This is a genomic window from Pseudoalteromonas apostichopi (assembly GCF_030297135.1).
Classification (GTDB): domain Bacteria; phylum Pseudomonadota; class Gammaproteobacteria; order Enterobacterales; family Alteromonadaceae; genus Pseudoalteromonas; species Pseudoalteromonas apostichopi.
On the sequence record NZ_AP028065.1, the window covers coordinates 1825426 to 1848569 of the forward strand.

21 protein-coding genes are annotated in these 23144 nt (G+C 41.9%); 8 read left to right on the forward strand and 13 right to left on the reverse strand.

Going from position 1 to position 23144, the window contains the following annotated elements:
* Positions 1-25 precede the first annotated feature (25 nt).
* Positions 26-2191, forward strand: a complete 2166-nt coding sequence (locus QUE86_RS08145; RefSeq protein ID WP_130050069.1) for a S9 family peptidase — start codon at positions 26-28, stop codon at positions 2189-2191.
* A 21-nt stretch (positions 2192-2212) separates the two neighbouring features.
* Here the strand turns inward: QUE86_RS08145 and QUE86_RS08150 are convergent, their stop codons facing one another.
* From QUE86_RS08150 to QUE86_RS08165, 4 genes are read right to left on the reverse strand one after another with little or no spacing between them, the layout of a single operon-like run.
* Positions 2213-3688, reverse strand: a complete 1476-nt coding sequence (locus QUE86_RS08150; RefSeq protein ID WP_130050068.1) for a sensor histidine kinase — start codon at positions 3686-3688, stop codon at positions 2213-2215.
* Positions 3688-4413, reverse strand: coding sequence for a response regulator transcription factor (locus tag QUE86_RS08155; RefSeq protein ID WP_130050067.1), 726 nt, complete (start codon positions 4411-4413; stop codon positions 3688-3690). The genes QUE86_RS08150 and QUE86_RS08155 overlap by 1 nt, the downstream gene beginning before the upstream one ends.
* Positions 4414-4471: 58 nt before the next feature.
* Positions 4472-5200, reverse strand: coding sequence for a spondin domain-containing protein (locus QUE86_RS08160; RefSeq protein ID WP_286256490.1), 729 nt, complete (start codon positions 5198-5200; stop codon positions 4472-4474).
* A 9-nt stretch (positions 5201-5209) separates the two neighbouring features.
* The gene (locus QUE86_RS08165; RefSeq protein WP_250661502.1) at positions 5210-5911 is read right to left on the reverse strand and encodes a spondin domain-containing protein; all 702 of its coding nucleotides are present in this window, start codon (positions 5909-5911) and stop codon (positions 5210-5212) included.
* Between the two features lie 205 nt (positions 5912-6116).
* On the opposite strand from QUE86_RS08165, the gene QUE86_RS08170 reads away from it, so the two are divergent.
* Complete coding sequence (locus QUE86_RS08170; protein WP_130050064.1) at positions 6117-6488, forward strand: DUF4870 domain-containing protein; 372 nt, start codon at positions 6117-6119, stop codon at positions 6486-6488.
* A 57-nt stretch (positions 6489-6545) separates the two neighbouring features.
* Entirely contained in the window at positions 6546-6980 is a 435-nt protein-coding gene (locus QUE86_RS08175) for a YqaA family protein (protein WP_130052219.1), read from the forward strand.
* On the opposite strand, the gene folX is transcribed toward QUE86_RS08175, so the two are convergent.
* The 3 genes from folX to folM are packed head-to-tail and all read right to left on the reverse strand — an operon-like array spanning position 6977 to position 8631.
* Entirely contained in the window at positions 6977-7336 is a 360-nt protein-coding gene (gene folX, locus QUE86_RS08180) for a dihydroneopterin triphosphate 2'-epimerase (RefSeq protein ID WP_054554637.1), read from the reverse strand. The two genes, QUE86_RS08175 and folX, sit on opposite strands and share 4 nt — an antisense overlap.
* 2 nt (positions 7337-7338) lie before the next feature.
* Positions 7339-7893 carry a GTP cyclohydrolase I FolE gene (folE, locus tag QUE86_RS08185; protein WP_063700628.1) on the reverse strand — a complete coding sequence of 185 codons (555 nt, stop codon included), beginning with the start codon at positions 7891-7893 and terminating at the stop codon, positions 7339-7341.
* An 18-nt stretch (positions 7894-7911) separates the two neighbouring features.
* Entirely contained in the window at positions 7912-8631 is a 720-nt protein-coding gene (folM, locus tag QUE86_RS08190; protein ID WP_130050063.1) for a dihydromonapterin reductase, read from the reverse strand.
* Between the two features lie 305 nt (positions 8632-8936).
* On the opposite strand from folM, the gene QUE86_RS08195 reads away from it, so the two are divergent.
* Positions 8937-9731 (forward strand): sulfite exporter TauE/SafE family protein, encoded by a 795-nt coding sequence (locus QUE86_RS08195; protein WP_240701295.1) that lies wholly within the window; start codon positions 8937-8939, stop codon positions 9729-9731.
* Here QUE86_RS08195 and nadE read toward each other — a convergent pair.
* From nadE to QUE86_RS08210, 3 genes are all read right to left on the reverse strand, one after another.
* A complete protein-coding gene (gene nadE, locus QUE86_RS08200) occupies positions 9728-10564 on the reverse strand; it encodes an NAD(+) synthase (RefSeq protein ID WP_130050062.1) in 837 nt (278 codons plus the stop codon). The genes QUE86_RS08195 and nadE overlap by 4 nt on opposite strands.
* A gap of 67 nt (positions 10565-10631) precedes the next feature.
* Positions 10632-11258 carry a YceH family protein gene (locus QUE86_RS08205; protein ID WP_130050061.1) on the reverse strand — a complete coding sequence of 209 codons (627 nt, stop codon included), beginning with the start codon at positions 11256-11258 and terminating at the stop codon, positions 10632-10634.
* A 17-nt stretch (positions 11259-11275) separates the two neighbouring features.
* Entirely contained in the window at positions 11276-14641 is a 3366-nt protein-coding gene (locus tag QUE86_RS08210; protein WP_250661503.1) for an ATP-binding protein, read from the reverse strand.
* Between the two features lie 178 nt (positions 14642-14819).
* Here QUE86_RS08210 and QUE86_RS08215 point away from each other — a divergent pair, with 178 nt between their 5' ends.
* Positions 14820-17102, forward strand: coding sequence for a penicillin acylase family protein (locus QUE86_RS08215; protein ID WP_178926460.1), 2283 nt, complete (start codon positions 14820-14822; stop codon positions 17100-17102).
* On the opposite strand, the gene QUE86_RS08220 is transcribed toward QUE86_RS08215, so the two are convergent.
* Positions 17095-18195 (reverse strand): GGDEF domain-containing protein, encoded by a 1101-nt coding sequence (locus QUE86_RS08220; RefSeq protein WP_175580476.1) that lies wholly within the window; start codon positions 18193-18195, stop codon positions 17095-17097. The two genes, QUE86_RS08215 and QUE86_RS08220, sit on opposite strands and share 8 nt — an antisense overlap.
* A gap of 263 nt (positions 18196-18458) precedes the next feature.
* Between QUE86_RS08220 and QUE86_RS08225 the strand changes: the two genes are divergently transcribed.
* Together QUE86_RS08225 and QUE86_RS08230 are read left to right on the forward strand one after the other, a co-directional pair.
* Complete coding sequence (locus tag QUE86_RS08225) at positions 18459-19991, forward strand: carbon-nitrogen hydrolase family protein (RefSeq protein ID WP_130050058.1); 1533 nt, start codon at positions 18459-18461, stop codon at positions 19989-19991.
* Positions 19991-20308 carry a DMT family transporter gene (locus QUE86_RS08230; RefSeq protein WP_130050057.1) on the forward strand — a complete coding sequence of 106 codons (318 nt, stop codon included), beginning with the start codon at positions 19991-19993 and terminating at the stop codon, positions 20306-20308. The genes QUE86_RS08225 and QUE86_RS08230 overlap by 1 nt, the downstream gene beginning before the upstream one ends.
* Positions 20309-20354: 46 nt before the next feature.
* Here the strand turns inward: QUE86_RS08230 and QUE86_RS08235 are convergent, their stop codons facing one another.
* Positions 20355-21233, reverse strand: a complete 879-nt coding sequence (locus QUE86_RS08235) for a DMT family transporter (protein ID WP_175580477.1) — start codon at positions 21231-21233, stop codon at positions 20355-20357.
* 235 nt (positions 21234-21468) lie between these two features.
* On the opposite strand from QUE86_RS08235, the gene QUE86_RS08240 reads away from it, so the two are divergent.
* Positions 21469-21852: an MAPEG family protein gene (locus tag QUE86_RS08240; protein ID WP_286256512.1), complete on the forward strand. Its 384-nt coding sequence runs from the start codon at positions 21469-21471 to the stop codon at positions 21850-21852.
* A 79-nt stretch (positions 21853-21931) separates the two neighbouring features.
* On the opposite strand, the gene QUE86_RS08245 is transcribed toward QUE86_RS08240, so the two are convergent.
* On the reverse strand, positions 21932-23137 hold the full coding sequence (locus QUE86_RS08245) for a M56 family metallopeptidase (protein ID WP_250661506.1): 1206 nt from the start codon (positions 23135-23137) through the stop codon (positions 21932-21934).
* Positions 23138-23144 lie beyond the last annotated feature (7 nt).

Sequence of the window (23144 nt, forward strand, 5' to 3'; positions counted from 1 at the left end):
ATAATAAAACTAATACAGGAATCCCATGAAAGTTGGCCATTCACTTTGCCTTGCGGCACTCTCTTTAGCTGTTCTATCAGCGTGTAATAAAGTCCCAGATAATAAAGAGCAAGCCGTTATAACAGAGCAAGTTCAGGTTGTAGCTCCGCTTGCTAAAAAAATACCTCATGAAATGACCATTCATGGTGACACACGTATCGATAACTACTACTGGATGCGTGATGATGAGCGCAAAGATGCCGCTGTTATTACCCATTTAAATGCAGAAAATGCGTATGTTGAAAGCAAGCTGGCACATACTCAAACGCTACAAAACACCTTGTTCGAAGAGCTTAAAGGACGTATTGAAAAGGATGACGATACCGTACCGACAAAAAAAGGCGATTATTACTACTTCTCACAAACGCGCGGTGATGACGAATACCCAGTGTATGTGCGCAGCAAAGATAGCCAAGGAGAGGATAAGCAGGTTATCTTAAATGTGAATGAGCTGGCTAAAAATCATGACTATTTTGCCGTAACAGGTTTAGCTGTCAGCCCAAATGGCAATTTGCTGGCTTATGGTGAAGACACTGTGAGTCGCCGTATTTACACAATTAAAGTAAAAGATTTAACCACAGGTAAAATGCTCACAGAAAGCCTTGAAGGCACGGAAGGTGATGTAGTCTGGGCAAATGACAACAAAACCTTTTACTACATCAAAAAAGACCTACAAACGCTGTTAGGCTACCAAGTATATCGCCATACGCTAGGCACCCCGCAAGCCGACGACGAACTCGTTTACGAAGAGAAAAACACCAGTTACTACACCAGTATTTATAAGAGTAAAGACCAACAAGAAATCTATATTAGTCATGGCAGCACCAGTGCTTCGGGTGTCTCGGTTATTGATGCTAATGATGTCAAAGCAATGCCAAAACGTTTTATTGAACGCGAAGCAGGGCTTGAATATGACATCAAAAAGTTAGGTGATTGGTATTACATCGTTACTAATTTAAATGCTGTTAACTTCCAACTGATGAAAGTGCATCGCGATAAAGCTCATGATAAAGCACAATGGCAAACGATAATTGCTGGTCGTGATAACGTGAAACTTGAAGGCATTGAGTTATTTAACAATCATTTAGTTTACGAAGAGCGAGAAATGGGGCAAACCCGAATCACTATTCGCGACCTTCGTAACCAACAAGAGCAAGTCGTTGCGTTTAATGACCCAACTTATATGGTCTTTAGTTATGGTAATCGTGAGTTAGGTAACCCTAACTTACGTGTTTACTATTCAAGTATGACGACGCCAGGCAGCAGCTACGATATCAACCTAGAAAGTGGCGAAAAAACACTGCTTAAACAGCGTAAAGTGTTAGGTGATTTTAACCCTGACAACTATGCCTCTGAGCGAGTTTATGTGACTACCCGAGATGGTGTCGATGTTCCTGTTAGCCTTGTTTATCGTAAAGACAAGTTCAAAAAAGACGGCTCTAATCCGCTTATGCAATATGGTTATGGTTCGTATGGTGCGACCATGGATCCGAGCTTTTCAAGTTCACGCTTAAGTTTGCTTGATCGTGGTTTTGTGTTTGCGATTGCGCATATTCGTGGCTCGCAAATGCTGGGTCGCCCTTGGTACGAAGACGGCAAGTTGCTGAAGAAACAAAACACCTTTAATGATTTTATAGATGTGACTAAGTCTCTAGCTGCTCAAAAGTATGCTGATAAAGATAATATTTTTGCCATGGGTGGCAGTGCGGGTGGCTTGCTAATGGGGGCTGTTGTTAATCAAGCGCCTGAGCTATATAAAGGGGTGATTGCCGCAGTACCCTTTGTTGATGTAGTTACGACTATGCTTGATGCCAGCTTACCACTCACAACGAATGAGTATGACGAGTGGGGTAACCCGAACGATAAAGTCTATTATGATTACATGCTGTCATATTCGCCGTACGACCAAGTTAAGAAGCAGGCTTACCCAAATATGTTAGTTACTACCGGTTTGCACGACTCACAAGTGCAGTATTTTGAGCCGGCAAAATGGGTTGCTAAGCTACGTGAATATAAAACCGATGATAACCTGTTGCTGTTCAAAACCGACATGGAAGCAGGGCATGGCGGTGCTTCTGGGCGCTTTAAAAGCTTGCAAGATACCGCTTTATATTACGCCTTTATGCTCGATTTGGCGGGTATCGAAAAATAATAACAACACAGGCATCCGTGATTAAGCGGGTGCCTGCATAGCTAAATTAAAACGAAATTCACTGCCTTTTCCTAAGGTACTTTTTACGTTTATTTCACTATCCATTAGGGTGAGCAGTTGCTTGCAAATAGCGAGCCCTAAGCCTGTTGAGCCTCGTTTTATACTATTACGCGCCTGATAGTGAGGTTCGAAAATCGCATTGAGTTCATCCTCATGAATACCAACCCCGGTATCAGACACTGCCACGTATAACTGATCACTTTGTTGGCTAACCTTAACGGCAATTTCACCGCCATTTGGTGTATGCCGAATGGCATTTTCGATTAAGTTTGTAAGCACCCGCTCTAATTTTGCGATGTCTGCCGTCACGGTAAAATCGCAAATTTCGGGAATAACCTTGAGTGAAATTCCTGCTGATTGCGCTGTTAGAGCAAGCTTTGCTACACAATCATAAATCAACTCGCCCAAATTAAAGGTCTCGGATTGTATTTTTACTTGGCCGCATTCTAAATTAGCCAATTCAAAAATTTGCTCAATCAGCTGTTTTAGTTGCTGGCAATTATCCATTGCAAGGTTGAGATAATGACGTTGCTCAGGCTCGTTTAAGTGGCTATTCGGTTTATTGATCACCTCCAGAAAGCCGTGCAGTGAAGATAGCGGCGTACGTAAATCGTGTGATAAGTGAGTGAGTAACTCTCGGCGTTGTTTATCGGCTTGCTGTAATGACTGAAACTGCTCATCAATACGCGCCAGCATGGCGTTGACGCCTTTACTTAAATTGCCTATTTCATCATGAGCTGTGTAGCTAGAATCCAATGACATTTTGGTTAGGCTGTAGTTAGCCGCTTCTATTTTATTAAGCTCTTTATTGAGTTTTTTTAGTGGTAAGGTGAAAAACCGAAATAACAGCAACATCGCAATAAAGAGCGCAACTAAGGCGGCTACAAACCACATAGCGGCAAGCCAAAGGTTATCATTGGCTTTAATGTTTTTAAGGGTTGTATCGTAATCTTGCCCGCCAATAATCACGTATAAATAGCCTTGCAGCTGTTGCTGATTATGAACCGGCGCAGTTGAAAATATTTTTACGCCATCTTTGCTGCGCGGATCGTCACCATAAATCGGTGTGGCAGTTGGGTCTTCAATTAGTTTCTGTATTGGGCCTAAGTTTATTTGTTGCCTAACGACTTGCCCCGGCTTGGCTGAATAAGTCAGTAAATGACCTTCAGGGTCTACAAAATAAAACTCAAAAGCTGGGCCAAGTATCATTAGTGTGTGGAATAGGTTTTCTAGCGCATCATAGTCATACACACCTTGTTTGATCAGTGGATTGTCGTGCACTAAATGCTCGGCTAGTTGGAGGTGCAAGTTTTGCTGGGCATGGTGTACAGAGCTTTGCTCTAATTGCTTGCTCCAATTTAAAACCAGCGCACATAACAGGCTAAAAATAAGCACCAATGACCAAGCAAGTTTTTGATAAAGCGTCATTGATTTCATTAGCTTGCACTCAACTGACCTGGATTTAGTTTATAACCTACACCCCAGACTGTTTCTATAAAGGTTGCTGGGTGATGCTGCTCAAATTTACTACGTAAACGGTTTATATGAGAATTGACTGTATGCTCGTAGCCGCTGTGTTGATAACCCCATACTTGGTCAAGTAACTGTTGGCGACTAAAAACATGATTTGGGTGCTTGGCAAAGTAAACGAGTAAATCAAATTCGGTAGCGGTTAAGTTAATTGCCTTATCAGCTAAAAATGCTTGGTGGCTGGTAAATTCAATGTGAAGCTCTCCAAGTTGAATTGCCGCTTGAGCGCTGTCTTCATGATGTGATTGGGCTGCTATCAGTTGCGACCTATGCCGTAATTGAGTTTTTATTCGTGCTTGTAACTCTCTAGCGAAAAAAGGTTTGCAAATGTAATCATCAGCGCCCATTTCCAGACCAATCACTCTGTCCATGTCACTACTGAGTGCGGTTAGTAAAATAACAGCAATGCTTGGGTAGTGCTCTTTAATTTTGCGACATAAGCTCAAGCCATCCATTTGTGGTAGGTTGATATCGAGCAGTACTAAGCCATAGCTCGAGCTGGCAAGCTTCTTTATTGCAGCCTCTGCGCTCGATGCTTCATCAATATGTAAGTTCAGGCAATGTAATTGCGTGCTGATAAGTTGGCGTATTGCTCTATCATCTTCGACGATTAATAATTTTTCTTGGCGCATTGCTTACTCCAAATCACAGAGGCACATCCTTATGACCTCGGTGTAAGGAGTGCGATTATTATTGCGTCCGCGTTATCTTGATCCGAGCAACCGGGTTATCAAACTTATGCTGGCTAGTGAGCACTGAGTTTGCAAGGCCATCATGTTGACTAACCACACCTGGGTGCATTGCAACACGGTTAGTATCGTCGCGCATTTCGTTGTAACCTTCGCCTGAGTCAGCAGGACCAGGGATCGTGCCTTGTGCTTCAGAGTTAGCTTCTGTGCCTGCATCATAGGCAAAACTAGTGCGAGACAGTGACTCATTAACCGCTAACGAAGACACGTCTATAGCATTAAGACCGGTAAACGCGTCATTTGTATTCACCAACATGGTTGCTAAGCTGATTTTTAATGAATCAAGCTCACCTGTCGTCAGGGTCAATGTGACTTGCTCCCCAGGTGGTAATGGGCTTTCGTCGGAAGCTGCTTGCATTGTCATTTCTGCAGCGAGTAGCTCGCTGTTATCGCCGCCTTCAGCCATAATTTCAAGAGCTTCAGATGCTGGCTCGCCAATTTGCCAAAGCATGCCTTCTGTGTGAGCAATCACAGCAATGGGAGAAAATGGCTGGGCAGCAGTGAGGTTGACTACCTCCACCATAAATTGATGATTTGTCGCCATCTCACCCATTTCCATTGTCATTTCTTCAAGCGCTTCATCCATGTTGTCTGATGATTTATCTGAATCCCCACAGGCTGCAAGGCCGGCGCTCAATGCGAGGATAATTAAGCTTTTTGAAAAGCGCATAATAACCTCCTATTTAACCGTAACTGTTAGCATCGCAACTGGGTTTAACCATCTGTGTACTGTGTTATCGAGATCGCTCATCCCCGCTTCTAAATCGTCGTCACCTAAATTACCCGGATGAATATGCACCATCATATTTGTTTCGCTACTGGTGACGCCGCTGCCATTCATACCCGCATTGCCACCCGGTGCAGCAGGAATGCCTGGCGTGCCCGGCATGCCTGAGCCCTCAACAACAAGCTCATCATTGGCTTCGGTACCCGCATCATACGCATTGAGATAAACAGTGTAGGTACCAGCTTCTGCTGGGATCATCCAACTATCTAAACCTACAAAGCCATCATTGGTAGGCAGTAGCATTGCTGTTAGAGATAAGTAGTTATTGCCATCCGTGGTGGATAAGCTAGCCATCGTTGAGCTTGCTGGTGCCAGTAAACCTTCAGCTGGGTTGGCAACCATATCGCTGTTTGCGGCTGTGGCTTCACTCATTAACGGCTCGAGATTGCCGCCCTCAGCCATCGTTTGTAAGGCTGTAGAAGCAGGCATTGCAACGCTGAAAAGTTTGTTGTCACTGTTATGAGCAGTAATGAGAATAGGGGTAAAGTGTAAACCTTGCGTGAGGTTAGTTAGTTTTATATCAAGCTCAGCAGCGTGGCTTGCAAGGCTGGTTACTGCGCATGCAGCGAACAAAGTTAAAGGTAAAGCTTTCATATTAGATTCCTGTTTTTGATGATTCAATATCAGTATCGAATAGCAATATCCAGAAACCTTCACGAAGTTATCACATTTTTATCACAACGTTGATTACAGCCTTTTGTGTTGGTTGAGAGCTTTAAATTTAATCAATTTAGCTAGGGTAAAAGGTCATTAAGGTTTATAGTAGAGAAATAAACAGACCCATAACAAGGAATTTAAAATGGATGATAATCAAAAAGTTGAAATAATTGTGGCAGATAAAGAGCAGCGCATGTGGGCAATGTTTTGTCACTTAAGTGCCTTAGCTGGCTTGCTTTTCCCGTTCGGCTCGGTAATTGGGCCTTTGATTGTTTGGCTTGTAAAAAAAGAAGAAATGCCGCTCGTTGCAGAGCATGGCCGCAAGTCATTAAACTTTCAATTAACCATGATGATCGCCTACATTGTCTGCTTCATGCTGATGTTTGTTGTCATTGGTGTCATTCTGCTGCCATTGGTAGCGCTATTCTCATTAATTATGGTGGTCGTATCGGCGATTAAAGCCAACGATGGTAAAGAAGTTAAATACCCAATGGCGATAGAATTTATAAAGTAAGGTGGTTTGGGTATATTAAAAGCTCAGCCGTTTGCTGAGCTTTTTTATGTGATGTTTATGGCCTATTTATCGTTATTTCTCAGCGCGTTTATTTCCGCAACCTTATTACCTAGCTCTTCAGAATTAGTGATGACTGCTATGATAGCCAGTGGTGACTATCTACTTTGGTTGTTATGGCTAAGTGCAACCCTGGGCAATGTGCTTGGGAGTTGCGTGAATTATTGGCTGGGCACGCAAGTCATGCGATTTAAAGACCGCAAATGGTTTCCCGTTTCAGAAAAGTCGATAGACAAAGCCGAAAAGCAATTCAATAAGTACGGTATTTACAGTTTGTTGTTTGCTTGGCTGCCTATTGTCGGGGACCCTTTAACGGTTGTTGGCGGAATTTTTAGGGTTAAGTTTTCGCTCTTTTTGTTTCTCGTAACCCTAGGCAAAGGCGCACGTTATTTAGCTGTGCTTGCCTTTGCGGTAGGGCTAGAAAAACTATTTTAGCTTTTTTGCCAATCAAGGGTCAGTGATACTGAATCAGCAAAACGCAGCGCATGAGGTTTATCGACGCGCACTTTGGCATAGTGAACACTTTGATGCTGGTGGCAAATTGCTAAAATTTCAGCAACCAATTTTTCTAACAGCAAAAAGTGGCCTTCTTCGACAAGGCTGATCACTTCTTTGGTGATGGTCTTGTAGTTTAGTGCTTTATCAACCGCATCAGTCTCACAAGCTTGATCAGCAGGGTAATGAATTTCTAAATTAATCACTACATCTTGTTTTTTCTCACGTTCCTCAGGGTTAAAACCAATAAAGGTTCGTAGCCTGAGATTAGTGACATTAATAATTGCGTTGGCCATCATTACCCTCTAACTAGTTGTAAGAACTCGTTACGGGTTTTTGGATCGGCTCTGAAGTTACCTAACATAACTGATGTACGCATACTCGAGTTTTGCTTTTCAACACCGCGCATCATCATACACATGTGCTTTGCTTCAACAATTACGCCAACGCCTTTCGCACCAGTCACTTCTTCAACCGCTTTAGCAATTTGGTGGGTTAGCTGTTCTTGAATTTGAAAACGACGAGCATACATGTCAACAATACGAGCAAACTTTGACAAGCCAAGTACTTTACCGTTTGGAATATAAGCAATATGACAGCGGCCAACAAACGGCAGTAAGTGATGTTCACACATAGAGTAAAGCTCAATGTCTTGGATCAATACCATATCATCGGCATCTGAAGTAAATACCGCATTGTTGGTGATTTCATCTAATGTTTGACGATAGCCTTTAGTCAGATACTCCATCGCTTTTGCAGCGCGCTTTGGTGTGTCGAGTAATCCTTCACGAGCAGGATCTTCACCCACTGCGCTAATTATTTGCTGGTAACTGTTTTTTAAATCATCGTGCATAGCTTTCTCAGTAATTCGTTATTTTAAATGTCTGCCACCATCAACAGGCATAGAACGACCTGTGATGTAGTGACTGTTTAGTAATAGTTCTACGCTGTTAATAATCTCGGCGCAGCCGGGCTCAATGCCCATTAGCGATTTCTTTAATGTTTTTGCTTTGTACTCGTCGCTGTCGTGTTCGTTAAAAATGATCAACGAAGGCGCAATTGCATTTACTTTAATGGCAGGTGCGAATTTAGCAGCAAACGACTTGGTTAAATTATCAAGCGCCGCTTTACTTGCAGCATAAGCTAGGTGTTTAGGACTGCCTTTCTCAACGACATAATCGGTTAAATGAATAATATCTGCGGCTTGGCCACTGTTTTGCTGATAATGTAATAGCAAGTCAGAGGCTGCTAAATTGATTAAATAGGGCGCTTTGGCGTGAATACGCATCATGTTGTCAAATAGGTCTGCGTAATCGTGGTTATTTGCTTCACAGTCCCAGCTAGACGCATTATGGATAATTGCTTTGAGTTGGTTGGTATGGGTTTTTAATTCTTCAATAAAATGCCCGATAGCTTGGTCATTATTAAAATCGGCATGGATACAAATGGCACCTTTACCTGCAAGCACATCAATCGCTTCATGACGGGTACGGTAAGTTACTATTATTTCTTGCCCTTGCGCTAAAAAGTGCTCGGCCACAGCGAGTCCAATACGTTGGCCTGCGCCAGTAATTAAAATGGGCGATGACATAAACTAATATAAAACCTTAGATTTTTGATTTGAAAAGTAATGTATTTAACTGTAACAACTATAAACCAAATTACAGAACTATTTCACCTTTACTGCATTCATGTTGCCAAACATTCTACGCAATACTGGCAATCATAGATCAGTTGCCCGGTTTTCAGTCTCAGGCATAATAGCCATACTTGATACTTTTCTTTTTCATTATGCTTGCTGTCATTAAATCATTTAGCTGGCTACGAACCGTACCATGGCTATTTATTATCGCTGTTTATTGTACTTTATTGCTTTTGCAAGGCCCCGCTAATGCAGTGAGTAATTTTGTGACGCAATTGAGTATTGCTGCAACGATGGCGGTTGGCTCATTTGTCGCTGGTGGCACTGCTCTGGGAGGCGGTGCGGTAGCGTTTCCGGTAATGACCAAAATATTAGCGATAGAACCTGCGACAGCGAAAGTGTTTTCTCTTGCTATACAAAGCTTTGGTATGACAGCTGCTGCTTTAACAATTATTTTTAGCCGTATCCCTTATTACAAACAAGTGGTATTAATCGCGACGCCAATGGCTATTTTCGGCGCTATATTGAGTTTATTTTTCATTGCTGATCACTTACCAAGGTTAGCGGTGAAAGCGGTCTTTAGCGCACTATTATTATGTTTTGCGTTGACCTTAGCGTGGCGTATTTATCGGCGAGCTCAGCATATTTGTAGCCAGACAAAGATCACCGTAAATAAAACGCGAGTCGCGTTGATAGCTACGCTTGGTGGTGTTGCATCAGGATTGGTTGGGTCGGGCGCCGATATTGCTGTTTTTGCGCTGTTAGTTATTGCATATAACGCGAATATTCAACGTGCAACGGCAACCACAGTGATCATTATGGCTGTGACGTCTGTCGTAGCAAGTGTTATGAATTATTTTTACCTCGAGACTATTAACCCACAAATTCAAGCCTATCTATTAGCTGCTATTCCTGTTGTGGTGCTGGGCGCACCGCTAGGTGCTTATGTGTGTGCAAGAGTGAAAAGTGGGCAACTCATTAGCTTTTTACTGCTACTCATTGCCCTAGAAGTGTCGTTTACTATTTATGAATTATTGATCGTTATTTAAAGCGCATCGTAAACCGTTGGGATTGCTTGGCGCTTATGCTGAGTACGTAAGTAAATAGCTGTTAGCTTTTCTTCGACTTCATTGCTGACATCTTTACCTTCTAAGAAATCATCAATTTGATCGTAAGTTAAGCCAAGCGCTTCTTCATCGGTAAGGCCTGGGCGGTCACACTCTAAGTCAGCGGTTGGGGCTTTATGTACTAGTACAGCTGGCGCACCTAAGTGCTCAGCAAGCGCACGAACTTGGCGTTTTGATAAACCAAATAACGGTGCTAAATCACACGCTCCGTCACCAAATTTAGTGTAAAAGCCAGTGATGTTTTCTGCACTGTGATCGGTACCAACCACTAAGCCTTGACAGAAACCGGCAATTTCGTATTGCGCAACCATGCGTTGGCGCGCTTTTACATTACCTTTGATAAAGTCGATTTTAGCTTGCTCTGGTAATTCAGCATTACCACCAACAACTGCAGCCATTGCTTGCTCATGCATGCCATCTACAGCAGCTTTGATATTAACCGTCATACGCTTACTCGGTTGAATAAAATCAACCGCGAGTTGCGCTTCGTCTTCGTCTGCTTGTACGCCATAAGGTAAGCGTACTGCAATAAATTGATATTCGTTGGTGTTGTGCTCTTGGTTTAGTTCATCAACAGCTAATTGGCATAAACGGCCACAGGTTGATGAGTCAACACCACCACTGATCCCTAATACAAGTGAGCGAGAGTGCGCAGCAATAAGTCGGCTTTTAAGAAAGTTAACGCGACGGGTAATTTCCGCTTTTACATCAATAGTTGGTTGGACTTTCATTTCCGCCAGAATGTCGGCACGCATGGTAGAGCTCCTATTTTTCGTTGTGGTTGTCAGCGTTTTATACATTATGTTACGGGCGTGATTTTTATTAAAGACCTAAATGCGCTTTTATTGCGTTAATTTGTTGCTTAAGATCTTCGATTTCGCTTCGTAATTGTTGCACTTCACTACTGTTGTCCTGAAAAGGCTCATTAGCTGCCATGTCTTCAGTAATGCTGTCTGGGTCTACAAATAAGTGCATGTAACGGCTTTCTCGTTTGCCTGGCTCTCGTGCTAAGCGTGCAACATATTCTTGCTCGATGAGTGCATTTAATGCTGCTTCGACTTCATTGACATTACTAAACTCAGCCAGTCGGTTGCTGCGAGTTCTTAGTTCTCCCGGTGTTTGCGGGCCTCGTAATAGTAACAAACAAATAATGGCGCGTTGCTGCTCACTAAATTGCAAACTGCCAAATTCGGTATTACAAAAGCGATGAGCATATTTATTTACACGCCCTGACAGTCCTTCATCAACCGTTACCAAGCGTGATGCAATAAGTTCATCAAGGGTATCTTGGACTTGCGCTTCAGTTAGAGACATTACTGGCTCACGGTTAGATTTTTGATTACATGCATTAGTAAGTGAGTTTAAAGATAATGGGTAATGTTCGGGTGTTGTACTTTGCTTTTCGAGTAAACAGCCAATAACGCGTTGTTGAATTGATGATAATTGCATGGTTTTACTCTCTTTCTTTATTCTTCAGTGCTTAGCCACACTGTTAACTTTTTATTGAGCGAGTCAAATTTAAGGGGCTTGGTGACGTAGTCGTTCATACCAGCGTTTAAACAACGTTCTTTGTCACCTTGCATTGCATTTGCTGTCAGTGCGACGATATTAACCCCTTGATGAGCTGCACCTGCTTTACCAGCACGAATGGCCCGTGTTGCTTGGTAACCATCCATTTCTGGCATTTGGCAATCCATTAACACTAAAAGATAAGGCCTTTGCTCACGACTTGAAAGTTTTGCAATTGCTTCAAGACCATTTTCGGCAATATCAAAACTAAGGCCTGCTTGTTTTAATAATGAGCCGGCGACCATCTGATTCACTTTATTATCTTCAACGAGCAAAACCTGTGACTCTGTATTACTGTTATTGGTTACAGCCTTGGTTATTAACGTTTCTTTACTGACTTGCTGCTGTTCAATGTACTTGTCATTTACTAGTGAATTAAATAAATCAGACTGTGTTAATGGTTTGAAGATAATACTCTCAACTTTTATTGTTTGTCTTGTTTGTTTTTCCGTAAGGTTCATTGGTGCCATCAGAATTCGTTTGCAGCTAGTGGCATTAAAGTACTTTAAGAACGCTTGTTGGTGCTCTTTTGTTGCGCTGCTATAAAACTGATAATCAACTAAAATGGCATCACAACCTTTATTGTCAGGCATTGAAGCAAAATTGAGTAAGCTTGACATATCGCTATATGCTTCTACTTCAGCACCCCACAACTGCAACTGTTTTTTGGTGATATTGATACTTAGCCTACAGTTATCAGCAATTAAAATATGCTTTTTATCTAAGATGTGGCTAGGTTCAGGTGCTTGTTTTGTGTGATCACGTTTAACTTTTACAGAAAAATTAAAGGTGCTGCCTTCCCCATATGAACTAATTACACTTACATCCCCCTCCATTAACTGGCAGAGCTGTTTTACAATCGCAAGCCCAAGTCCTGTCCCGCCGTATTGACGTGTGGTTGATGCATCTGCTTGTGTGAATGAGTCAAATAAGGTGGCTTGTTTTTCAGGTTTAATCCCAACGCCAGAATCAATAACAGAGCAGTTCAAAAACAACTCTTCGTCGCTTGTTTCGAGTTTGGCGATGACGATAATCTCACCATCTTTGGTGAATTTAACGGCATTACTCACTAAATTATTGATGATTTGTCTAATACGATTCGGGTCACTAATAATAAACCCATGATTAAGTTGTGTAGTATCTAACAGTAACTTGGTATTGTTTTGCTCTGCTTTGATAGCAAACGATTCAATCGTATCGCCAAGTAGTTTTAATACGTTGAAGCTCACATTTTCAATATCGAGTTTACCAGCCTCAATTTTAGAAAAGTCTAGAATATCATTAATGATATGCAGTAAAGACTCAGCCGATGATTGCGCCAAATCGATATGATGGCTTTGCTGGTTGTCTAATTTGGTTTGCTTAATGATATTGAGCATCCCAATCACGCCATTCATGGGTGTGCGGATCTCATGACTCATGCTCGCTAAAAATTCACTTTTGGCTTTTACTGCTTGTTCAGCTGCCTCTTTTGCTTGGACTAGCTGATGCTCAGTCTCTATACGGCGCTGACTTGCGTGTAAACTTCCAATTAATGCAGCAACAGCGATTAAAAAGCTCTCTTCATTTTTACTCCAATGTCTGCGGTTATGGCATTTTTCAGCGCACACTACCCCCATCGTTTTGCTTCCTGTTGGAATTATCACGGTGAGCATTGAGCGTATATTAAACCAATCTAGGTAATTGCTACGTAAATCGCTAGTCAGCGGGTGTTGCTGTGCATCACTGGCATTTATCACGGCGTGATTATTAATGGCATCAAAATAATTTTGAAATTCAATTTGTTGTAGTGATATTGCTTCACTAAATTCAGGCTGACTCTGGTCGTGAATCGCAAAGGTGTTGAGCGATTGACGATCGTCACTGAATAACCAAATACTCGCGCGATCAATATCGAATGCATGGCAAATAGCTTGCACAATGACATGTTTAGAAAGGTTAAGGTTACCTGTCAGTACAGCATCATTGACGGTTAATGATGCAAGGATCTCGTTATGTAAGGCGATCTTGTTATTTTCGAGCTCTACTCGCTTACGGGTATCAATATTTTGCAGTGAGCCAAATAATTTTATACAGCGGCCATTTTTATGCTCAGCTTCTCCGTGTAACAGTACCCAAACTTCATCACCTTCAGCAGTGATAATCTCTACTTGTGTTTCAAAACTTTCACCATACTTAATTGCGCGCTCGTTAAGGCGGCGAATTTTTTCACGACTTTCACCGGCTTTGAAAAGAGTATAGTTCGTAGGCCATTCAGGCTGGACATTTAGGGGAAGCTTAAATATTTGCTTGGTCATGTCAGACCAATATACGGTTTTTTTCTCAAGGTTGAATGACCAAGCACCGACTTTGGCGAGGCTACTCATGGTTTCTAGCATTCGCTCGCTCTTGTGCTGTCGTTCAACCATACGTAAGAAGAATACTGAAGCGCCAGCAAACAAAATACAGAATGAAATGATGGCTAGTCTCAGTGGCCAAATTGCAGAGCTTGGAGGCTGCCATCCAGATTTAGGTGTGACATACATTTGCCACTCACCACCTGGAAAGTTAATTCTAAAACTCAGAGGGTTGGTGTTGAGCACGTCTTTAGAACCGTAAAAAAAGTCACCTTTTGAACCGCGGCCGTTGCGCCCTTGCAGCGCAACTTCATAATGTTGACTCAGTGCAATTAAACCTGAGTTACTGTAGATCTTATCTATATCGAGTACCACCGAGAGTAATCCCCAAAAAGTGAGCTCGGGTGGTGTGAATACGGGCATTCTTGCTATCAGCGCTTGGCCACCTTGCACCAGCTCTAATGGGCCAGCCATAACAATACGGTTTTCATCTCGTGCTCTAATTGCATCATCGCGTTGCTGAGGGGCTTCTAAAAAGTTTAGTCCAATAGATTTCTCATTCCCCGCAAGAGGGTAAGTCATCTGGATAATCATATCTGGGGCTGCGCCGATGTTTCTGAGCTCTGAGGAGGTTGAAAATAAGGGGCTAGCTATTTGCGTAAAGCGAGCTTGGTCTAAATTTGGCTCGGCAGCAACGGCAACAGCAAGGCCGCGCACAAGTTGAATGTTAGAAACCATCTTTGCTTCGAGTTCTGCGCGATAAGCGCTTATTTTCGCTAGTTCTTGAGAGCGAAAAGCATCTTTTTCACGATTGTAATTAATTTGCTCGATTAAAAGACCAATTACCACGATACAGGCAAGTGATAACCAGAAGGCTAGCTTCAATTTTTGTAGTTTTTTATTATCTGCTTCGGTCGCTAGCGGCATGAGAAATATCAGGTTTTATACTATCTACCTACTATAGACAATTTCTGTGGTAATTAACAATGAACAGCTAACCTAGGACGTTAAATTTAATTATTTGTATCGCAACACTATTTTTTCATAAAACTCAGGTTAATATACCAGGTTAATACAGTGTTACTTCAGCGCAAGGAAAATTGGCATGTTTAAGATAATCAAATGGTTACTCATAGGCCTGTTTGTATTGGTGTTACTGGCAACCGGGCTTGTTTATGGCGTATTAAATTTAAGTTTACCGACACTTGATGGCCGGGGTAAAAGTGATGCTATTTCGCAATCAGTAAAGATTGAACGGGACTCCTTAGGGCAGGCTGTTATTCATGCCGAGAACCGTTTAGATGCGGCCTATGCCTTAGGCTTTGCTCATGGTCAGGACCGATTCTTTCAAATGGACTTACTGCGCCGCAATGCGGCAGGTGAACTTAGTGAGTTATTTGGTAAAGCTGCTGTTGGGCTTGATAAAAAAATGCGTTTTCATCAATTGCGAAAACGTAGCCAGATTGCAGTCGCGCAATTACCTGCTAAAGATAAAGTGCTATTGCAAGCATATGCAAATGGGGTCAATGAAGGCCATGCACAAGTTGGCTATGATAGCTTTGAATATTTGCTCACTGGCGCTGAAGCAAAACCTTGGCAAAGTGAAGACAGCTTACTAATCATTTTTAGCATGTACTTAGATTTACAAACTGCTACGTTTGAGCGTGACCAAACGCTGATCGAAATCGAAGACCTATATGGCAAAGCGATGGTCGACTTTATTACTCAGCCAAGCCAATATCAAGCCGCGCTCGATAACAGTCAGCTTGCACCTTATAACGGCGGTATTCCTGCGCTTAAAGACGCTTTATGGGCTTCGACCGAGATTGCAAACCGTAAAGAGCTTGGTAGTAATAACTGGGCAGTCACTGGGCAGCTAACTGAAACGGGTGCTGCAATGCTATCTGACGATATGCACTTATCATTTGCAGTGCCAATTATTTGGTATCGTGCGCAGCTTAATTACCCATTAAATGGTGAAATGCAACAAATAACTGGTGTGTCATTACCCGGGGCTCCAGCCATTGTTGTTGGTACCAATAATAAAATAGCTTGGGGATTTACTAATGGTTATCTAGATACTGCCGATTGGATTGCTCTTGAGAGTAAAGAGAAAACTTGGCTGATAGATGAACCCATCTTACTTAATGATGGCAACGTTGAAAATTATGCTTTAACCATGAGTGAGTATGGCCCTGTTAAAGAAATTAACGGCAAACCTTATGCCTTAAGTTGGGTTGCTCACCATGAGTATGCGGTTGATATGGAGTTGCTTAAGCTTGAGCAAGCAAACAATGTTGATGATGCATTAACGCTTGCTGCGGACGTTGGTATTCCAGTACAAAACCTGATAGTTGTTGATGATAAAGGTAATGCTGCTTGGAAAAATATGGGAGCAGTTCCCGCTCGTAAAATACCGCATCAATTAGCTGTTTCTGAGCAAGCGTATCCTGCTGCTTGGCATGAAAACGAAACGCAGCGTCCATTTGTAAAAAACCCAGAAAGTGGTCGGTTATGGACAGGAAACTCACGGGTTGTTTCTGCGCAAGATAATCAGCGTTTTGGTAATGGTGGCTATGCAATGGGGGCTCGCTCTGCACAAATTCGCGATCGCTTATTTGAAAAACAGCAGTTCAACGAACAAGATTTTTATGACTTACAACATGATAACGAAGCACGCTTCTTAACTGCTTGGCATCAATTACTAGTCAAACAGCTTAGCGCTGCAGGCGATAAATATGCCTTATATTTAAATGAATTAAACAATTGGCAGGCGTGCGCTTGTAGTGACTCAGTTGGCTATACCTTGGTAAAACGTTATCGCAGTGAAGTGATCAATGGTTTATTTAGTCCAATTGAGAATAAGCTAAAAGCTCTCGATAGTAGCTTAAAGCCAGTAAAACGAGACTTAGAGCCTGCCGTTTGGCAACTTATCAAAGCTCAGCCTCAAACATGGTTAAATCCTAAGTACGAAAATTGGCAGCAACAAATGTTAGGCGCCTTTGATCGCGTGATTACTAAACTCACAGAGCAGTACGGCAACAATCCACACAGTTGGCAATGGGGTAAGGTCAACGAATTAGTGATTGAGCACCCGTTTGCCAAACAAATACCCGTACTTAAAAGCTTGTTAAATATGCCTGTAGCCCCTGGTTTTGGTGATACCTTTATGCCTGCGGTACAAGGGCGTAGCTTTGGTGCTTCGCAGCGTTTTATTGTACAACCAGGACACTTAGATAATGCCATTATGGCTATACCTGGTGGTCAATCGGGACATCCATTGTCGGAATTTTATAGAGCTGGATTCAACGACTATGTCAGCAATGGTTTAACGCCATTATTGCCTCAAGAGATTGCTCACAGTATCACCATTGATGCGGTTAATTAACCGCATCAGCATCCTTAAAAGCAGGACATTCTCCCTTGGCAACGGTCGTTTGGTTGCGTCCTGCATGCTTGCTTCTATAAAGAGCCTCATCGGCATGTTGCAACATTTTTTCTATCGAAGCGAGTGGTTGCCACTCAATGAGTCCAAAGCTCATAGTTACATTGATATCAGGGAAATCAGGATGCGCTTCTAGCTCGGCGATTTTTATACGCAAAGTTTCAATTTTTGCGTAGGCTTGTTTTGCATCTGTATTGGTTAATAATAATAAAAATTCTTCGCCGCCCCAGCGTACAGCAATATCTTCATCATTGATGAATTGGCTAATTAGTTTGGCAACATTAATGAGTATCGTATCACCCTTATCATGGCCGTAGTTGTCATTGATATTTTTAAACTTATCGATATCTGCCATAACAATACAAATATTGCTATCTTGCTCAATACTTTTCTTATGTGCTGAGGTAATTAATTTTTTTGCAAAACGACGATTATAAAGTTTGGTGAGAGGATCGCGGGCTGCCATTTCTGTTAACTCAATTCGTTGTGATATGGTGATTTCTCTAATTAAACCCATGCCGTATACCATGGGTAAGCCAGCAATAATAATATTTATCACATTAACGTGTGGAAGTAATTCTGGGTAAGCAAAGCTGTACTGAACGTCCGCAAAAAACACATAGAGAAGGGCGAATGTGGCAATCATTACTAAGCTATAGATTGCCGCTCGTTTAAAAGTTAATTGGTAGTCGATCATTAAAATACAAGAGACTGTCCACAAGTAAAACTGAAACCCCGCACCTAAACCAAGGGTGGCACAGACAATCACAGCATGAATAATTACTTCAAGGCAAAATACTCGAAGTGCCAGGGAAGTCAGTCCTTGCTTAATTAAAAAGATGCCGCTGGCCCAAGCGAGAACACTCAAAATATTAACTAAAGCAAGCATGTTTGCACCTATATGGGCAAACGCGGGGATTAGCAAGACATGAACAATGAGCGCGAAATAGGCAATTTTACAAATAATTAGAAACTTAACGTGCTCAATCTCTTCTAAGCCAGATTGCTTTGATTGTTTTAGTAGACGTTTGATCAATCCCACCTCAAATACACATGGAGTGTAGCGTAATTATAGATGAAAAGTTGAGCAATGCAGGTTTATAATTGATCGCTTTTGCTGTGTAAACGCTTGCAGCGAATGTTTATCAGTGAAGATAAGCGTTTGTTCACATCACGTTTGTTAAACTTTGGGTCTTGGCAGAGTGGGGATTTGATGCCACTCTAGTTAAAGCTAATCTAGAAACATGCTGACTGAATGTTTGCTTTGCTTGTTATCTCGTGCCTAAAAAAGGAGTATCTATGCCGGCCGAAAAAACGCATTTAGAGATCTGTAATCTAACTAAAGAACAGTACCCACAAATAAAAACTCTTATGGACCAAGCATATCCAGGGCTTGGCGGTGCATGGCCAAGCCACACCATTTTTAGGCTGATAGATCAGTTTCCAGAAGGACAAATAGGCATTGTTGACGATGGTGTTTTAGTGGGCATCGCGTTAAGTGTTCAGGTAGATTACGCTCGTTTTTCGAACCCGCATACCTATGAAGATATTGTTGATGGCCATGACCGAGTATTTAGTGACCCTGAAGGCGATGCGCTTTATGGTTTAGATGTGGTTATATCATCAACTCACCGAGGGATGCGACTTGGGCGCCGTTTATACGATGCACGTAAAGAGCTGTGCCGTCAGTATAACTTACGCGCTATTTTAGCGGGTGGGCGAATTCCGCGTTATTACAATCACAGTGCAGAAATGTCGCCAATGGAGTACATCGAAAAAGTTGACCACAAAGAGCTTTATGATCCGATTTTAAGTTTTCAGCTTTCTAATGACTTCCAAGTAAAACGTTTACTCAAAAAGTACCTTCCTGAAGATCAAGAATCTGTCGGTTATGCCACTTTACTAGAGTGGAATAACATTATGTTTGAGCCGACTGATACGGTACTTGAGTCAACCAAGTCAATTGTCCGAGTCGGTGCCGTACAATGGCAAATGCGTTGTGTTGAGTCTGTTGAAGAGCTTCTCAAACAGGTGGAGTATTTTGTTGATACGGTATCTGATTATAAAAGTGACTTTATTCTGTTTCCGGAATTCTTCAATGCGCCATTAATGGGCCTCACTGAGCAAAGTAATCAAACTGAGGCAATTCGTTATTTAGCGGAGTACACAGAAACTTTTCGTGATGCAATGTCGCGTATGGCAGTTGAATATAATGCCAATATTATCACCGGGTCTATGCCGCTAGCTGAAGGCGATAAGATTTATAATGTCAGCTATTTATGTCACCGAAGCGGTAAGATTGATGAGCAGCGTAAAATTCATATTACGCCTCACGAACAAAATGACTGGGTGATCCAAGGGGGTGACAAAATTGCTGTATTTGAAACAGATGCAGGTCGTGTCGGTATTCAAATTTGTTACGATGTCGAGTTTCCTGAGCTTTCACGTATTCTTGCAAAGCAAGGGTTGGATATCTTATTTGTGCCATTTTGGACTGATACTAAAAACAGTTACCTACGTGTTCGTCATTGTGCACAAGCGCGTGCAATTGAAAATGAATGTTATGTTGTGATTGCGGGTTCTGTTGGTAATTTACCTGAGGTAGAGAGTTTAGATGTACAGTATTCTCAATCGGCTGTTCTTACCCCTTCTGATTTTTCGTTTCCGCATGATGCAACCTTGAATGAAGCAACACCTAATACTGAAATGCTGTTATTCAGTGATCTAGATATGGATAAGCTGAAAATCCTTCACAGTGAAGGTACAGTTAGAAACTTAAAAGACCGCCGTGAAGACTTATATGACGTGATCTTGAAAAAACGAGACCAATAATGGCGTGGTTGTATTTAATTGTTGCTGGACTGCTAGAGATTGGCTGGCCAGTTGGTCTTAAAATGTCTCAAGAAGCTGACAGTCGATGGTTAGGTATTGCGATAGCCGTTGCCTTTATGGTCGCAAGTGGCTTTATGTTGTGGTTGGCGCAAAAAGATATCCCAATGGGAACATCCTATGCTGTATGGACTGGTATAGGGGCAGCAGGCACCTTCTTGGTGGGTATTTTATTTTATGGTGATGCTGCGACATTTGGCCGCATTGCCGGAGTACTTTTAATAATAAGTGGTGTGATAACTCTTAAAATTAGTCATTAACGAAATTAAAAGCGGCATAGCCGCTTTTTTAATGACAAAAATGTAACTAATTAGGTAGCATAACAAGAATGGCTGCCAGTGCAATTAACAGAAGCCCTGCTGTATCTTGGCGTTTTAATGGCTGCTTTAGCCAAAGTATCGATACCATAATGGTAAAGAAAACTTCAACTTGTCCTAGTGTTTTTACATAAGCAACGTGCTGCAAACTCATAGCACTAAACCAACCTATCGAGCCTAAGCAGCTACAAACACTGACTGCCGTGGTAGTGCCTTTGTGATGCCACATCTTTTTAAACGTATCGCGCTCTTTGAATGCAATATATACGCACAGCATCAACGTTTGTAAGCTAATTATCAGCAGCAATACCCACGCAGCTGAGTGCGGGAAAGTCAGTCCTGAATTTAAGCTTGCCTCACGGATCCATGAAGATGAAAGCGCAAATGAAGTGCCACAAGCCAGCCCAAGTAGGGCAGTGCCTAAATTAAAGTGTTTAACATTCGCGATGCCACTCAATAGCAGTACGGCGATAGCACCAATAAATACCCCAATCCAGCCAAGTAATGAAAGTGCAGAGCCAAAAAACATAACACCTAAAATCGCTGCCATTAGCGCTTCACTTTTGGCAAGCCCGGCACCCACAGCAAAGTTATTCATTTTAAAAAGCTTTACCATCAAACCAGTGGCAACGATTTGAACAATACTGGCACCAACAATGTAGCTAATAAAAGCTAAGTTAAAGTCAGGAAAAGCTGCATCTTGGTATTGATATAGTGCTAATAAATAAAGGGCCGCTATAGGACTGGCAACAATGAAGCGAGCAAGTGTTACCCCAGCAACACTGACCGTCGCACTGAGTTTACTTTGCAGCGCATTGCGCCATGACTGCATAAATGCTGCAAAAATGGTTAAGAAAATCCAAGTCATATTGAAAATAAATTAATTAGGAGAGGCAATTAGAGTAACAAAACCAAAGAATGAGAGCATTAGCTTATCGACCAACTTGAGAAAAACTCAGCTGTGACAATATGCCGCAGGGCTTTTAGGTAAGCATTAGGCTATAGTGACAATGATGCTATTGCTGGCCGCTGCTGTTATAAGTAGCGGCTTTTTTTTGTTTACGATAGGGTAGAGAGTAATTTAAACAAGATAAGGAAATATCATGACAACACTGATTATCTGCGCACTCATCGCAGTACTCATTCCCTATTTAGCTAAAGCACCTGTGGCTTTTGCACAAAATAAGTTGTCAGGCTATGACAACAAGCACCCACGTGAACAACAAGCAAAACTAACCGGCTTTGGTGCTCGTGCATTGGCTGCACACCAAAATAGCTTTGAATCGTTGATTATTTTTGCAGTAGCGCTGGCGGTCGTAATCGGTAGCACTAATATCTATCAGGTGACTGAAACCCTTGCGATTATGCATGTTATTGCCCGTGTGTTGTATTGTATTTTTTACTACTTAAACCAGGATATTTTGCGCTCACTAGTCTGGCTAGTGGGTTATGTTTGTGCTGTGGCTATGATTGCACTTTGCCTCTAGTCACAAGGCTATGAGTTAAAAACCACAAAGCAAGCGGCTTAAATAAGGCGCTTGCTTTAGGGTCTTAAGTTGTTACTGCTTATTTCGAACTAACTTTAATTTTCTCAATTAAATCATTTGCTTGATAGTTTTCGTCTAAGGCAAAGTCGAGTTGTACTAAGGCGTTTTTAAAGCCAGATTCAGATGGCGCATATTGCCATTGTTTTAAGGCTCTTTTCGCTTCTCGATTGAAAACATCTTCAGGCTCCGCACTTACCACACTAACATTGCTGGTGGCGCCACTTGGTAAAATATCGTATTTCAAAACGACTGAACCGCTAATGCCTTGCTCTGCAGCTTGAATTGGGTATATCGGCTCTACGCGCATAACCGCTTGATAGTCTTTTGTCTTTTCAACTGACATAGGCTGTTTTGCAATGGCAAAGCTGCTAAGCATGCCCGCTGTAAAAATAACTAACGCTGTTTTTGCAATAAATGAGCTGTTATCGATCTGCTTTATTTGATTTAGACGTTGTAACATGGTGTTTTTATCTCCGTATTGTGAATAAGCCATTAAGCCTGCTCTACTAAAGCTTGCACAGTGCACTAATGCCTTACTGTATAAAATTCGTTGTTCTGTCGATTTATTTTTGAGCACTTGCTCATCACATGAAAGCTCTTGTATACGGCGCAAGCTCGCATAACCAAGCCACGCAAGAGGGTTAAACCACAGCAAAATAGTGGCACTTAAAGCGATGGCGTTTATTAGGTTGTCTTTGCGTTTAATGTGCACTGATTCATGTTCTAAAATAAGTGCTAAAGCAAGGTTGTCGTAGTGACTATGGTAATTTGTTGGCAGCACTAACTTGGTGTTAATAACGCCCACAACCATAGGTGAACTTATTTGTTTACTTTGATATAAGCACAGACTTTGGATACTGTGATGGTCGACTGTAATCTGCTCTAATTGCAGTTTGGCTAAAAAGCGGTAATGAAAGTAAACGGCAGTGAGTAGCAGCGCAGCAGTTACAAGGGCATAAACAGCGAACCAAGTTGGTGTAAATTGCGGCATTATTGCTGTGTTTGGCGTGATAGTCAGCTTACTGATAAAGTTGTTTTGTATCGGCTTTAAGTGATCTGGTAGGTTCGCTAAAAATAAACCAATAGGTAACAGCGCCCAAAGTGTATAAACCAAGCGTGCCGACAGCTGACTTAGTAGCTTTCGCTCTAGCAGCAATAAAAACATAATTGCAGATGAGATCAAAAGCTGTTGATCTAACAGCCAATTAAAAAATGCATCTAACATAACAAAG